Source organism: Pseudomonas sp. MC6 (assembly GCF_054790575.1).
In genome coordinates this window covers 3,879,331-3,893,620 of the sequence record NZ_CP186504.1, presented here as the reverse complement: position 1 = coordinate 3,893,620, position 14,290 = coordinate 3,879,331, and the positions used below count along the sequence as shown (strand labels likewise).

16 protein-coding genes are annotated in these 14,290 nt (G+C 59.1%); 8 read left to right on the top strand and 8 right to left on the bottom strand.

Translation table 11 applies throughout. The annotated features are described in order from the left end of the window. Positions 1-4: 4 nt before the first annotated feature. Positions 5-1,099 (top strand): amino acid ABC transporter permease, encoded by a 1,095-nt coding sequence (locus ACOYXE_RS17525; RefSeq protein ID WP_095112603.1) that lies wholly within the window; start codon positions 5-7, stop codon positions 1,097-1,099. A gap of 13 nt (positions 1,100-1,112) precedes the next feature. Further along, the gene (locus ACOYXE_RS17520) at positions 1,113-1,877 is read left to right on the top strand and encodes an amino acid ABC transporter ATP-binding protein (protein ID WP_038357653.1); all 765 of its coding nucleotides are present in this window, start codon (positions 1,113-1,115) and stop codon (positions 1,875-1,877) included. Positions 1,878-1,930: 53 nt separating this feature from the next. Here the strand turns inward: ACOYXE_RS17520 and ACOYXE_RS17515 are convergent, their stop codons facing one another. Then, positions 1,931-2,416, bottom strand: a complete 486-nt coding sequence (locus ACOYXE_RS17515) for a type II TA system antitoxin MqsA family protein (RefSeq protein ID WP_160056034.1) — start codon at positions 2,414-2,416, stop codon at positions 1,931-1,933. Then, positions 2,413-2,724, bottom strand: coding sequence for a type II toxin-antitoxin system MqsR family toxin (locus tag ACOYXE_RS17510; protein WP_160056036.1), 312 nt, complete (start codon positions 2,722-2,724; stop codon positions 2,413-2,415). The genes ACOYXE_RS17515 and ACOYXE_RS17510 overlap by 4 nt, the downstream gene beginning before the upstream one ends. Before the next feature lie 166 nt (positions 2,725-2,890). Here ACOYXE_RS17510 and ACOYXE_RS17505 point away from each other — a divergent pair, with 166 nt between their 5' ends. From ACOYXE_RS17505 to ACOYXE_RS17485, 5 genes are all read left to right on the top strand, one after another. Next, entirely contained in the window at positions 2,891-3,550 is a 660-nt protein-coding gene (locus tag ACOYXE_RS17505; protein ID WP_160056038.1) for a FadR/GntR family transcriptional regulator, read from the top strand. Further along, positions 3,540-4,844 carry a CynX/NimT family MFS transporter gene (locus ACOYXE_RS17500; RefSeq protein ID WP_160056040.1) on the top strand — a complete coding sequence of 435 codons (1,305 nt, stop codon included), beginning with the start codon at positions 3,540-3,542 and terminating at the stop codon, positions 4,842-4,844. The genes ACOYXE_RS17505 and ACOYXE_RS17500 overlap by 11 nt, the downstream gene beginning before the upstream one ends. Positions 4,845-5,053: 209 nt before the next feature. Further along, positions 5,054-5,524 carry a nuclear transport factor 2 family protein gene (locus tag ACOYXE_RS17495; protein WP_460926345.1) on the top strand — a complete coding sequence of 157 codons (471 nt, stop codon included), beginning with the start codon at positions 5,054-5,056 and terminating at the stop codon, positions 5,522-5,524. Between the two features lie 39 nt (positions 5,525-5,563). Further along, positions 5,564-5,866: a GIY-YIG nuclease family protein gene (locus tag ACOYXE_RS17490; protein WP_008083651.1), complete on the top strand. Its 303-nt coding sequence runs from the start codon at positions 5,564-5,566 to the stop codon at positions 5,864-5,866. Between the two features lie 84 nt (positions 5,867-5,950). Beyond that, a complete protein-coding gene (locus tag ACOYXE_RS17485) occupies positions 5,951-6,886 on the top strand; it encodes a glutathione S-transferase family protein (RefSeq protein WP_460926344.1) in 936 nt (311 codons plus the stop codon). Between the two features lie 83 nt (positions 6,887-6,969). On the opposite strand, the gene ACOYXE_RS17480 is transcribed toward ACOYXE_RS17485, so the two are convergent. Further along, positions 6,970-7,320, bottom strand: coding sequence for a glutaredoxin family protein (locus ACOYXE_RS17480; protein ID WP_150729530.1), 351 nt, complete (start codon positions 7,318-7,320; stop codon positions 6,970-6,972). Then, on the bottom strand, positions 7,320-8,324 hold the full coding sequence (gene yejK / locus ACOYXE_RS17475; RefSeq protein ID WP_460926343.1) for a nucleoid-associated protein YejK: 1,005 nt from the start codon (positions 8,322-8,324) through the stop codon (positions 7,320-7,322). The genes ACOYXE_RS17480 and yejK overlap by 1 nt, the downstream gene beginning before the upstream one ends. 395 nt (positions 8,325-8,719) lie before the next feature. Between yejK and ACOYXE_RS17470 the strand changes: the two genes are divergently transcribed. Beyond that, positions 8,720-9,001, top strand: coding sequence for an HU family DNA-binding protein (locus ACOYXE_RS17470; RefSeq protein WP_003221909.1), 282 nt, complete (start codon positions 8,720-8,722; stop codon positions 8,999-9,001). 194 nt (positions 9,002-9,195) lie between these two features. On the opposite strand, the gene rlmF is transcribed toward ACOYXE_RS17470, so the two are convergent. The 4 genes from rlmF to ACOYXE_RS17450 form a co-directional block, all read right to left on the bottom strand. Then, positions 9,196-10,215, bottom strand: a complete 1,020-nt coding sequence (gene rlmF / locus ACOYXE_RS17465) for a 23S rRNA (adenine(1618)-N(6))-methyltransferase RlmF (protein ID WP_371042400.1) — start codon at positions 10,213-10,215, stop codon at positions 9,196-9,198. A 231-nt stretch (positions 10,216-10,446) separates the two neighbouring features. After that, positions 10,447-13,293, bottom strand: coding sequence for a valine--tRNA ligase (locus ACOYXE_RS17460; RefSeq protein WP_160056055.1), 2,847 nt, complete (start codon positions 13,291-13,293; stop codon positions 10,447-10,449). 128 nt (positions 13,294-13,421) lie between these two features. Beyond that, entirely contained in the window at positions 13,422-13,829 is a 408-nt protein-coding gene (locus ACOYXE_RS17455; RefSeq protein WP_160056057.1) for a DNA polymerase III subunit chi, read from the bottom strand. Positions 13,830-13,837: 8 nt separating this feature from the next. After that, positions 13,838-14,266, bottom strand: a complete 429-nt coding sequence (locus ACOYXE_RS17450) for a DNA polymerase III subunit chi (RefSeq protein ID WP_160056059.1) — start codon at positions 14,264-14,266, stop codon at positions 13,838-13,840. Positions 14,267-14,290 lie beyond the last annotated feature (24 nt).

The window sequence follows — 14,290 nt, the reverse complement described above, 5'->3', positions numbered from 1 at the left end:
GCGCATGAGTACTCATACTTTCAAACCTGACATGCCCCCACCGAACAGCAGCATCGGCGTGGTGGCGTGGATGCGCGCGAACATGTTCTCCAGCTGGCTCAACACCCTGCTGACGCTGTTTGCGTTCTACCTGATCTACCTCGTGGTGCCGCCGATCCTCAGCTGGGCGATTGTCGATGCCAACTGGGTCGGCACCACCCGCGCCGACTGCACCAAGGAAGGCGCCTGCTGGGTGTTCATTCAGCAGCGTTTCGGCCAGTTCATGTACGGCTACTACCCGACGGAACTGCGCTGGCGTGTCGACCTGACCGTGTGGCTGGCGGTGATCGGTGCAGCGCCATTGTTCATCTCGCGTGTGCCGCGTAAAGCGATCTACGGGCTGAGCTTCCTGGTGCTTTACCCGATCATTGCTTTCACCCTGTTGCACGGCGGTTTCGGCCTGACCAACGTGGCGACCAGCCAGTGGGGCGGCCTGATGCTGACTCTGGTGATCGCCACAGTCGGTATTGCCGGTGCGTTGCCGCTGGGGATTGTGCTGGCGCTGGGTCGACGTTCGAACATGCCGGCGATTCGTGTGGTCTGCGTGACCTTTATCGAATTCTGGCGCGGCGTGCCGTTGATCACGGTGCTGTTCATGTCTTCGGTGATGCTGCCGCTGTTCCTGCCGGAAGGCATGAACTTCGACAAACTGCTGCGGGCACTGATCGGCGTGATCCTGTTCCAGTCGGCCTATGTCGCCGAAGTGGTGCGCGGTGGTCTGCAAGCGATCCCCAAAGGTCAGTACGAAGCAGCTGCAGCGATGGGCCTCGGTTACTGGCGCTCGATGGGCCTGGTGATCCTGCCGCAAGCCCTGAAGCTGGTCATTCCCGGCATCGTCAACACCTTCATTGCGCTGTTCAAGGACACCAGCCTTGTGATCATCATCGGCCTGTTTGACCTGCTCAACAGCGTCAAGCAAGCCGCTGCCGATCCGAAATGGCTGGGCATGGCCACCGAAGGCTACGTGTTCGCCGCCCTGGTGTTCTGGATTTTCTGTTTTGGTATGTCGCGCTATTCCATGCATCTGGAACGCAAGCTCGACACTGGCCACAAGCGTTAGGAGTTCTCTGTAAATGAGCGAAGCAATCAAAAAGCCTGCAGGTCCTGAAGGCATTATTCAGATGCAGGGCGTCAACAAGTGGTACGGCCAGTTCCACGTGCTGAAAGACATCAACCTCAACGTCAAACAGGGCGAGCGTATCGTCCTGTGCGGCCCGTCGGGTTCCGGTAAATCGACGACGATTCGTTGCCTCAATCGTCTGGAAGAACATCAGCAGGGCCGCATCGTCGTTGATGGCGTGGAACTGACCAACGACCTCAAGCAGATCGAAGCGATCCGCCGTGAAGTCGGCATGGTGTTCCAGCACTTCAACCTGTTCCCGCACCTGACCATTTTGCAGAACTGCACCCTGGCACCAATGTGGGTACGCAAGATGCCCAAGCGCAAGGCCGAGGAAATCGCCATGCATTACCTGGAACGCGTACGCATTCCGGAGCAGGCGCACAAATTCCCGGGACAACTGTCCGGTGGTCAGCAGCAGCGTGTGGCGATTGCTCGCGCCCTGTGCATGAAACCGAAAATCATGCTGTTCGACGAACCGACTTCAGCGCTCGATCCGGAGATGGTGAAGGAAGTACTCGACACCATGATCGGTCTGGCTGAAGACGGCATGACCATGCTTTGCGTGACCCACGAAATGGGCTTTGCCCGTACCGTGGCCAATCGCGTGATCTTCATGGACAAGGGTGAGATCGTTGAGCAGGCGGCGCCGAATGACTTCTTCGATAATCCGCAGAACGAGCGGACAAAGTTGTTCTTGAGTCAGATTTTGCATTGATGGTTTGTGTGTGAATCAAACCCGGCCTTGTGCCGGGTTTGATTTTTTGTGGGTCAGGAGGCGGTGAGAGGTTCTTGTTCTTTGTGCTCAGTGAACTTGAAAGCGCCTCTTAAATCAGCCCCTTCGGCCAAGACTCTCGCGTCGGCAAGCAAGTGTGGATAGCGATCCAGCAGACGCATGAGCAGCATCAATGCTTTCGGCGGAAGTATCTCGCCGCGTTCGTATCGTGAAAATGCGTTGTGCCCGCCCCCTGAAAGCAATTGCACCGTTTCCTTTTGCGTCAGGTGCAGTTTGCGACGGATCTTTTTCATTTCGTCACCGACCATTTTTCTACAGGCGATAACGAGTTCATCGCATGCGTCGGAATACCGCTGCCCGCACTCATCGTCCAATTCGACCTCACCGCACTTCTGGCACTCCCAGCCCGACAAATCGTCGATCCGACGCTCCATTCCCTTGGCGCTCAGGGTTTCGCCTCGACCCTTGAAATGCACCATGCCTTCCGGAGCGCCGCAACTGACACACTGCTGCGTATTCATGAATGGTTCTCCTTGAAAGAGATCACGGGTGGGCGCCTGTCGTAGTGATATGACACCTTGATGTAAATCTCCAAACCATGTGATTGGATGTGATAGACGTCTTGCCACATACGGTGATCGTCAAAAGTCGTCATCGATTTGTACAACATGCTGCGCTGCAGTTTGAGAACGATTTCTTGCATCTCTTCGAGAGTGAGTTTGAGTGCAGTGCCGGTTTTTCTTGCCGTGTGCGCGAAAGCCCTCCAGCCAAGTCGCCTGACATCCGCCTTGATCACCGCCAAGTCGTAATGGGGTGTGTTCTTTTCCATAAGAAACCAAAACCCTGTCCCTGAAATTACCCTTAAAGGGTAATTTTGACTAATCGAAAATACCGCTTCATGTGTCTCCGATTGACCCTAGGTAGTTGCCGTCCTACACGGGTCTGACTAACATGTCAGAAAATTCATCCTATGATTGGATGAAAGGGCGAATCCTATGTCAGACATTTCTCCACTCATTAAGCGATCTTTGGTCGATCAGGCCTTGGATCAACTTCGTCAGCGCATCAACAGCGGCGCCTGGCAGGTCGGCGAGCGTTTGCCGACCGAACCCGAGCTGTGCGCCGAACTGGGCATCAGCCGCAATACCGTGCGCGAGGCCATGCGCGTGCTGGCGTTTTCCGGGCTGATCGAGATTCGTCAGGGCGACGGCAGTTACCTGCGCGCAGTGATCGATCCGATGGATACCCTGAAAGCGCTGTCGCAATGCTCGCTGGAACAGGCGCGGGAAACCCGCCACATCCTCGAAGTCGAGGCCATCGGCCTTGCGGCGTTACGTCGTACCGACGAAGACCTCGTCGCATTGCGCGAAGCTCTTGGCACCAGCGGCAGCCACTACCACGGCGATCTCGACACCTACATCGCCTGCGATCTGGTGTTCCACCGCCGTCTGGTCGACGCCGCGCACAACCCGACCCTCAGCGAGTTGTATCGCTATTTCTCCAGCATCGTCGGCGCGCAATTGCGCCAGACCCTGAACATCGTCCCGCGCCGTCAGGAAGTGTTCGACCTGCACATCGAGTTGCTTGATGCGGTCGAGCAACGCGACCCGGAACGGGCCAAAGCCTTGTCGAGGCAGTTGATCAATGAACCTTGAAACCGAGAAAACCATGTCCCGCAGTGAGATATCCACAACCCCGAAACGTACGGCAGAACTTGAAGAGCTGCTGATCGACGCCGAGGCTGACGACGAGCAGGTGCAACAAAGCCATCCGCTGGTGAAGCGCCCGTGGCTGTTGTTGCTGGGGCTGATTCTGGTGGCGCTGAATTTGCGTCCAGCGCTATCGAGCATGGCGCCGCTGCTCAGCGACGTGTCGAAAAGTCTCGGTTTATCGGCGGCTCAGGCCGGTTTGCTGACCACGTTGCCGGTGTTGTGCCTCGGTTTGTTTGCGCCGCTGGCACCGATTCTGGCGCGGCGTTTTGGCGCTGAACGGGTGGTGCTGGGGATTCTGCTGGCGCTCGCCGGCGGGATTATTCTGCGCAGCAACTTCGGTGAAATCGGCCTGTTCGCCGGCAGCGTATTGGGCGGTGCGAGCATCGGCATCATCGGCGTGCTGCTGCCGGGGATCGTCAAGCGCGACTTCGCCAAACACGCCGGCACCATGACCGGCGTCTACACCATGGCGCTGTGTCTGGGCGCAGCGATGGCGGCCGGTTCCAGCGTGCCGTTGAGTGAACACTTCGGTCACAGCTGGGCGATGGGCCTGGGCTTCTGGGTGATTCCGGCGTTGGTTGCAGCGGTGTTCTGGCTGCCGCAAGTCGGGCAGAAACATGGCGCGCACAACGTCGCCTATCGCGTGCGCGGCCTGCTGCGTGATCCGCTGGCCTGGCAGGTGACCTTGTACATGGGCCTGCAATCGTCGCTGGCCTACATCGTCTTCGGCTGGTTGCCGTCGATCCTGATTGGTCGCGGCCTGACGCCAACTCAGGCCGGTCTGGTGTTGTCCGGTTCGGTGATCATTCAACTTGCCAGCTCGTTGGCCGCGCCTTGGCTGGCGACCCGTGGCAAGGATCAGCGTCTGGCAATTGTCGTGGTCATGGCGCTGACCCTTGGCGGTCTGTTCGGCTGCCTGTACGCGCCGATCGAAGGCCTGTGGGGCTGGGCGATTTTGCTGGGTCTGGGGCAGGGCGGTACGTTCAGTCTGGCGTTGACGTTGATTGTGCTGCGCTCGCGCGATTCCCATGTCGCGGCGAACCTGTCGAGCATGTCCCAGGGTTTCGGTTACACGCTGGCGTCGATGGGGCCGTTCGCAGTCGGCGTGGTGCATGACTGGACCGGCGGCTGGAATGCCGTGGGCTGGATCTTCGGGATTATTGGCACAGGTGCGATCATTGCTGGCCTCGGTGCCGGGCGCGCGCTGTACGTGCAAGTGCAAAGCGAGAAGATCTGAATGCACTGATTTTAAATGCGGGAGCGAGCCTGCTCGCGAAGGCGATTTTACATTCAATATCTGTGTCGACTGACACGCCGCTTTCGCGAGCAGGCTCGCTCCCACATGGGTTTTGCGTGCTGCAGGTATTCGGTGTGCGAATGCCGATAGTGTTTCTGCGCATTGCAGATTATCGTGCTGGCAATCTGTACCTATCTTGGAGATTGCCCATGAGCGAAGCCCACGCCGCGTTGATCACCCGCTTCTACCAGGCCTTCCAGCGCCTGGACTCCGAAGCCATGGCCGCCTGCTACACCGATGACGTAGTGTTCAGCGACCCGGCCTTCGGCGAACTGCGCGGGCGCGATGCCGGCGACATGTGGCGCATGCTCACCACCCGCGCCAAGGATTTCTCGCTGACCTTCGACAATGTCCGCGCCGATGAGCGCAGCGGCGGCGCGCATTGGGTCGCGACCTACCTGTTCAGCCAGACCGGCAACGTCGTGGTCAACGATATCCAGGCCCGCTTCGTGTTCCGTGACGGCAAGATCTGCGAGCACCACGATCACTTCGACCTGTGGCGCTGGTCGCGTCAGGCGCTGGGTTTCAAGGGCCTGCTGCTGGGCTGGACGCCGTTGGTGCGCAACGCCGTGCGTGCACAGGCATTGAAGGGACTGAAGGCATTTCAGGCCGGTCGCTGATAAGATCGCCGCCTGTTTCCTACACGTCTTGATCCCGAAGTGACCAGTCTTAGCGAAAAATCTGTCGATGTCGCCGAACCGGTGAGCAAGTCCTGGTTCGTCTACCTCGTTCGCGCCGCCAATGGTTCGTTGTACTGCGGGATCAGCGATGATCCGGTGCGCCGTTTCGCCAAGCATCAAAGCGGCAAAGGCGCGCGGTTCTTCCTCTCCAGCCCTGCGATGGCGCTGGTCTACACCGAGCTGTGCCGCGACAAAAGCGATGCGCTGCGTCAGGAACGCTTGATCAAAAAACTCAGGAAGAGCGCCAAGGAATGTCTGGTTGCGTCTTATCAATCTGACTGATTGGTTCCCATCAGGCAGATCTGTAGGCTGCTAAGCAAATGCACGCTAAGCTGCCAGCTCACTATCTGAGCGGCGGAGCCGAGCATGTCCGAGTTGATTCTGCATCATTACCCGACCTCTCCATTTGCCGAGAAGGCCCGCCTGTTGCTGGGCTTCAAAGGCTTGTCGTGGCGCTCGGTGCATATCTCGCCGGTGATGCCGAAACCGGATCTGACCGCGCTGACTGGCGGCTACCGCAAGACACCTGTATTGCAGATCGGTGCTGACATCTATTGCGACACATCGTTAATCGCGCGGCGCCTGGAGCAGGAAAAGGCGTTGCCGGCGTTCTTCCCCGAAGGTCAGGAATTTACCGCTGCCAGTTTTGCCACGTGGGCTGATTCGGTGGTGTTTCAGCATGCGGTGAGCCTGGTGTTTCAGCCGGAATCGGTGGCGGTGCGTTTCGCCAAGCTGCCGCCGGAAGCGATCAAGGCTTTTATTGCCGACCGCGCCGGTTTGTTCAGTGGTGGCAGCGCCACGCGTTTGTCTGCCGAACAGGCCAAACATCAATGGCCGACGATCATGGCGCGTCTGGAGCAGCAGTTACAGCGCGAGCAGGGCGACTTCCTGTTCGGCGAACCGTCGATTGCCGACTTCGCCCTGGCGCATCCAATGTGGTTCCTCAAGGCCACTCACGTCACGGCGCCGCTGGTGGATGAGTACCCGGCGGTTGCAGCCTGGTTGGGCCGAGTGCTGGGCTTTGGCCATGGCGCGGCGAGTGCGATGACGTCGGAAGAGGCGCTTGAGGTTGCACGCAACGCGACACCGGCGGCATTGCCTGACGAGGAGTTCGTAGATCCGAATGGGTTCAAGGCTGGGCAGCAGGTGGCGATTTCGGCGACGGATTACGGGGTTGATCCGGTGGTGGGTGAGTTGCTGTTTGCCGGTAGCGAAGAGCTGATCATTCGTCGCGAAGACGAGCGTGGCGGCGTGGTGCATGTGCACTTCCCGCGTTTCGGTTTCCGCATCGAGGCCAGGTAAAAGCAAAAGATCGCAGCCTGCGGCAGCTCCTACACAAATCTTATGTAGGAGCTGCCGCAGGCTGCGATCTTTTGATCTTGCTGTTATTTCAGAGCGGCGAGAATCTCGTCCGGGTCAAACCCGCGAATCAACGTGCCGTTAACGTCGATCAGCGGAATCCCGCGCCCCCCCAATGCCTCATACGCCTTGCGTGCCTCGGCATCCTTCTCGATATCGAATTCCTTGAAGGGAATCCCCTTGCTGTCGAGAAAGCGTTTGGTCTGCTTGCAGTAGCCGCACCAGTCGGTGGCGTAGAGCACGACGTTAGCCTGCGCGCGCGTCTGCTCTGTAACCATCTGTGAGGGGTTGAACACCCGCTCGATCTTGCCCCAGTTCTGATAAACCACGACCACCAGCAAAACCAGCGCGACCTTCTTCAGCACATTGCCGAGCATCAGTTACGGCGCTTCAGCTGATCGGTGAGCGAGGTCGGTAGGCCCTTGATCACCAGGGTGCCAGCCTCTTCGTCGTATTCGATCTTCGAGCCCAGCAGGTGCGCTTCAAAGCTGATCGAAAGGCCCTCGGCGCGGCCGGTGAAGCGGCGGAATTGATTCAAGGTGCGTTTGTCCGCCGGAATCTCTGGCGACAGACCGTAGTCCTTGTTGCGAATGTGATCGTAAAAGGCTTTCGGGCGTTCTTCGTCGATCAGCTCCGACAACTCTTCGAGGCCCATCGGTTCGCCGAGTTTGGCCTGGCTGCTGGCGTAATCGACCAGGGTCTTGGTTTTCTCGCGAGCGGACTCTTCGGGCAGGTCTTCGCTCTCGACGAAGTCACTGAACGCCTTGAGCAACGTACGGGTCTCGCCCGGGCCGTCGACGCCTTCCTGGCAGCCGATAAAGTCGCGGAAGTATTCTGAGACCTTTTTGCCGTTCTTGCCCTTGATGAAAGAGATGTACTGCTTCGATTGTTTGTTGTTCTGCCACTCGGAGACGTTGATGCGCGCCGCCAGGTGCAACTGGCCGAGGTCGAGGTGGCGCGACGGGGTCACGTCCAGCTCGTCAGTCACCGCCACGCCTTCGCTGTGGTGCAGCAGGGCGATCGCCAGGTAATCGGTCATGCCTTGCTGATAGTGAGCGAACAGCACATGGCCGCCGACCGACAGGTTCGATTCTTCCATCAACTTTTGCAGGTGCTCGACCGCGACTCTGCTGAACGCGGTGAAATCCTTGCCGCCTTCCATGTATTCCTTCAGCCAGCCGCTGAACGGGAATGCACCGGATTCCGGGTGGAACAGGCCCCAGGCTTTGCCCTGTTTGGCGTTATAGCTCTCGTTGAGGTCGGCGAGCATGTTTTCGATGGCTGCAGACTCGGCCAGTTCCGTGTCACGGGCGTGCAGGACTGCTGGCGTGCCGTCGGGTTTTTTGTCGATCAGGTGGACGATGCAATGACGGATCGGCATGGGCTTCTCGGCTGTTGGATGGGAGGAGGGCAGGCTCCCCCGAAAAAGCGCTCAGTGTACCGCAACCACTGGTTTTGGCGCGGGTTGTAGGGCGAAACCGGGGCGCACGACCGGCCTTATGCAGTTTTTTACCGATTTAGAGCAATAAAGCTGACCAAATGGGTAGCTAGAGGCGGATATTTCCCCGTCTCTGTGCTAGTTTTGCCCGGTCTTACGCGAAGTCACTGCGTTAAGCGTGCAATCAGCATTTGTCAGGTCGAACCAAACCCTGATTTCGGCATCTATAACCCGACTCGTCGTGGTTATCGCCGAGGGTGCCAGATCCAGAAGATCGGGCTCGATGGCTGACACTGCACTCTGCAATCCATATGAATTTGATAGGGAAGGAACACTACATGGCTCTTACTAAAGACCAACTGATCGCCGACATCGCTGAAGCTATCGACGCGCCGAAAACCACCGCGCGTAACGCTCTGGACCAACTGGGCCAAATCGTTGCCGATCAGCTGGAAAACGGCGGCGAAATCACCTTGCCAGGTATCGGCAAGCTGAAAGTGACCGAGCGTCCTGCCCGCACTGGCCGTAACCCTTCGACTGGCGCTGCCATCGAAATCCCTGCAAAGAAAGTGATCAAGCTGGTTGTGGCCAAAGGCCTGACCGACGCTGTGAACAAGTAAGACGCAGCGATAAAAAAACCGTGCTCCGGAGTGATCCGGGCACGGTTTTTTTGTGTCTGCGATTTGGCGAGGCGTTACGCCGCCTGTAGGAGCTGTCGAGTGAAACGAGGCTGCGATCTTTTGATCTTGTTTTCAGGATCGAGATCAAAAGATCGCAGCGTGCCGCAGCTCCTACAGAAGCATCGGCGCAGCTATCAGCGAACCCAGCGCTCGCGGCGCCAGATCTGCTGCTCGGACTTGGTCTGGAACGTCCAGGCGACGAAACGGCTCTGCTTCTGGCCCTGAGACATCTCCACGACCTGGCTTTCCAGCACTCCGGCCTTCTTCAGCGCGGTTTCGATGGCCGGCAGGTTCGACGCTTTCGACACCAAGGTGCTGAACCACAGCACTTTATGCTGGAAGTTCGCGCTCTCGGCGATCAGTTGCGTCACGAAGCGCGCCTCGCCTCCTTCACACCACAGCTCAGCCGACTGGCCACCGAAGTTCAACACCGGCAGTTTGCGTTTCGGGTCGGCCTTGCCCAATGCGCGCCATTTGCGCTCGCTGCCCTTGGTCGCTTCATCCATCGAGGCGTGGAACGGCGGGTTGCACATGGTCAGGTCAAAGCGCTCACCCGGCTCCAGCAGACCGATCAGGATGTGCTTGCGGTTTTCCTGCTGACGCAGCTGGATCACCTTGTTCAGATCGTTGGACTGAACGATGGCTCGCGCGGCAGCCACTGCGGTCGGATCGATCTCCGAGCCGAGGAAGTGCCAGCGGTATTCACTGTTACCGATCAGCGGATAAACGCAGTTGGCGCCCATGCCGATGTCCAGCACGTTGACGATCGCGCCGCGCGGGACCTTGCCGTCGTTCATGCTCGCCAGCAAATCGGCGAGGAAGTGCACGTAATCGGCACGGCCCGGCACCGGTGGACAGAGGTAATCCGCCGGGATGTCCCAATGCTGGATGCCATAAAACGATTTGAGCAGCGCCCGGTTGAACACGCGCACCGCATCGGGGCTGGCGAAGTCGATGCTTTCCTTGCCGTACGGGTTGGTGATCACAAACTTCGCCAGTTCCGGCGTGGTCTTGATCAGCGCCGGGAAGTCGTAACGACCCTGATGGCGATTGCGCGGGTGCAGGCTGGCCTTTTCACGCGGCTCAACGGCTTTGGCCGGGGTCGCGGAGTCAGGCTTTTTGCGCGCAGGTTTGGGTGTGCGGGGGGCGTTCATGGGCGTGGTCGATTCGGGTATGGCTGAAAGTGGCGGGTATTGTCCCACATCTCAAGGCAACACCGTTCAAACTGTGGGAGCGAGCCTGCTCGCGAAGGCGGTTTCACATCCGGCAGATTTGTCGACTGACCCACCGCTTTCGCGAGCAGGCTCGCTCCCACAGGGATTCGTGGTGATCAGGAATAAAAAAGGGAGACCACCTGGGCCTCCCTTTTTCAATGCGATTTGCCGTTACAGGCTGGCAATCCGCGCGTGCTGCTCGGCCAGTTTGCCCAAGGCTTGTTCAGCCTCGGCCAGTTTGGCGCGTTCCTTTTCGATGACTTCAGCCGGGGCCTTGTCAACGAAACCGGCGTTGGACAGTTTGCCACCAACGCGCTGGACTTCACCCTGCAGACGCAGGATTTCCTTGTCCAGACGCGCGAGCTCAGCGCCCTTGTCGATCAGGCCGGCCATCGGCACCAGCACTTCCATCTCGCCAACCAGCGCGGTAGCGGACAACGGTGCTTCTTCGCCAGCCGCCAGAACGGTGATCGATTCCAGACGCGCCAGCTTCTTCAGCAGCGCTTCGTTTTCGGTCAGACGGCGCTGGTCTTCAGCGCTGACGTTCTTCAGGTAGATCGGCAGTGGCTTGCCCGGGCCGATGTTCATTTCGCCACGGATGTTACGCGTGCCGAGCATCAGTTCCTTGAGCCATTCGATATCGTCTTCGGCGGCCGGATCAATGCGCTCTTCGTTGGCCACTGGCCACGCTTGCAGCATGATCGTCTTGCCCTGAATGCCGGCCAGCGGCGCAATGCGCTGCCAGATTTCTTCAGTGATGAACGGCATGAACGGATGCGCCAGACGCAACGCCACTTCCAGTACGCGAACCAGCGTACGGCGAGTACCGCGCTGACGTTCAACCGGCGCGTTCTCGTCCCACAGCACAGGCTTGGACAGTTCCAGATACCAGTCGCAGTATTGGTTCCAGATGAACTCGTACAGCGCTTGTGCAGCGAGGTCGAAACGGAATTGATCCAATTGACGGGTCACTTCGGCTTCGGTGCGTTGCAACTGCGAGATGATCCAGCGGTCCGCCAGCGACAGCTCGTAGGCTTCGCCGTTCTGGCCGCAGTCTTCGCCCTTGTCCAGAACGTAACGCGCGGCGTTCCAGATCTTGTTGCAGAAGTTTCGATAGCCTTCAACGCGGCCCATGTCGAACTTGATGTCGCGCCCGGTCGAAGCCAGCGAGCAGAAGGTGAAGCGCAGGGCGTCGGTGCCGTAGCTGGCGATGCCGTCGGCGAACTCGTCGCGGGTCTGCTTCTCGATCTTCTTCGCCAGTTTCGGCTGCATCAGACCCGAGGTGCGTTTCTGCACCAGTTCTTCCAGCTCGATACCGTCGATGATGTCCAGCGGGTCAAGGACGTTGCCCTTGGACTTGGACATCTTCTGGCCCTGGCCATCGCGCACCAGACCGTGCACATAAACGGTCTTGAACGGCACCTGCGGGGTGCCGTCCTCGTTCTTGATCAGGTGCATGGTCAGCATGATCATCCGGGCAACCCAGAAGAAAATGATGTCGAAGCCCGTCACCAGTACGTCGGTGGAGTGGAATTTCTTCAGGAACTCGGTCTGCTCAGGCCAGCCCAGGGTGGAGAACGTCCACAGGCCGGAACTGAACCAGGTGTCGAGTACGTCGTTGTCCTGTTGCAGCGCAACGTCGGGGCCGAGGTTGTGCTTGGCACGCACTTCGGCTTCGTCGCGACCGACGTAGACTTTGCCCGACTCGTCGTACCAGGCCGGAATCCGGTGACCCCACCACAGCTGACGGCTGATGCACCAGTCCTGGATGTCGCGCATCCACGAGAAGTACATGTTTTCGTACTGCTTCGGCACAAACTGAATGCGACCGTCTTCAACGGCAGCAATCGCCGGCTCGGCCAGCGGTTTGGTCGACACGTACCACTGGTCGGTCAGCCATGGCTCGATGATGGTGCCGGAGCGGTCGCCCTTCGGCACTTTCAGGCCGTGGTCGTTGACGCTGACCAACAGGCCGGCGGCATCGAATGCGGCAACGATCTGCTTGCGCGCTTCGAAACGCTCGAGGCCGGCGTATTCAGCCGGGATCTTGCCGTCGATGCTGTCGTTCAGCGTACCGTCGAGGTTGAACACCTGCGCTGCCGGCAGCACGTTGGCGTTCTTGTCGAAGATGTTCAGCAACGGCAGGTTGTGACGCTTGCCGACTTCGTAGTCGTTGAAATCGTGGGCCGGGGTGATTTTCACGCAGCCGGTGCCGAATTCAGGATCGCAGTAATCGTCGGCGATGATCGGGATGCGGCGGCCAACCAGTGGCAGCTCGACGAATTTGCCGATCAGGGCTTGGTAGCGCTCATCGTTCGGGTTCACCGCAACGGCGGAGTCGCCGAGCATGGTTTCCGGACGGGTGGTCGCGACGATCAGGAAGTCGTTGCCTTCAGCGGTTTTCGCGCCGTCGGCCAGCGGGTATTTCAGGTTCCACAGGAAACCCTTCTCGTCGTGGTTTTCCACTTCGAGGTCGGAAATCGCCGTGTGCAGTTTGGTATCCCAGTTGACCAGACGCTTGCCGCGATAGATCAGACCGTCTTCGTGCAGGCGCACGAAGGCTTCTTTAACCGCTTCCGAGAGGCCGTCGTCCATGGTGAAGCGTTCGCGGCTCCAGTCAACGGACGAGCCGAGGCGGCGGATCTGACGGCTGATGTTGCCGCCGGACTGATCCTTCCATTCCCAGACTTTCTCGAGGAATTTTTCGCGGCCCAGATCATGGCGATTCTGGCCTTGGGCCTCGAGTTGACGCTCCACCAGCATCTGCGTGGCGATACCGGCGTGGTCGGTACCCGGCTGCCACAGGGTGTTGCGACCCTGCATGCGGCGGAAACGGATCAGGGCGTCCATGATCGCGTTGTTGAAACCGTGACCCATGTGCAGGCTGCCGGTGACATTCGGCGGCGGGATCATGATGGTGTAGGAGTCGCCCGCGCCTTGCGGGGCGAAGTAGTTCTCGGACTCCCAGGTGTTGTACCAGGAAGTTTCAATGGCGTGCGGCTGGTAGGTCTTATCCATGCGCGGCGGGACCCTATTGGCATTAATTCAGGAAAAGCCGACGAGTATAGCCGCGGGGACAGCTGCAAGCTACAAGCCACAAGCTGCAAGAAGAGAGTGGCAGGTTTGTTTTAGCTCTGGCTTGCAGCTTAAAGCTTGCCGCTCGTAGCTGCGGCGAGTAGGCGTTCCATGCGTGCATCGAGGCGGCGTTTGATTTCGGTTTCGATGTGCGGAGCGAAGTCGTCGATCACGTCTTGCATGATCAATTGCGCGGCGGCGCGCAGTTCGCTGTCGAGGTGGAGCAGAGCGTCCGGACCTTTATTCACAGGTGCCGCTGGTTGCGCGGCAGGTGTCGGGGCTGGCGCGGGGGGTGGTTCGACAGCGGCCGGCTCGTTGCCTACCGAATCAAACAACATCGGAATCTGTTCCTGCTCACCGTCGTCGACCGTATCGGTCAACAGTGGCGGTTGCAGGTTGTCATCGCCGAGCAGCTGGCGGATCGATTCGAGATCGTCCAGCAGGTGTGCGGACTTTTGCTGCGGTTTCGGAGTGTCCATTGGAATGCTCAGAGTCGCTGTAAACGGTGATCTTGCAGAGGATAGCCCTGTTCGCGGTAGAAACGGAAACTCTCCCGCGCGGCCGCCCGAATCGTCGGATCCTCCACCACCACTTCCGCCACCCGGGCGAATTTGCTGGCGAAGGCCGGGACTTTCAGGTCGAGATTGACCAGTAAATCCTGATGCTGACCGCAGTCGTCACCCAGGCCCAAAACGATCCAACCGTCCGGCTCACTGTCGGCAGGGCCATGCGGCACGAACGTTTCGCCCTTGAATGCCCACAGGCGCGCATCGAGATCGTCGCGCTGAGCTGCATCGCTGCAATGCAGGTAGATGCGGTGCCCCATGCGCCAGGCTTTCTCGGTGAGCTTGCAGGCAAAGTCCAGGCGAGCCGACGGATCGGCGCTGGGCAGGATATAGAAGTCGACTTTGGTCATTGCGGTTCCAGAGCAGCAGGCGGC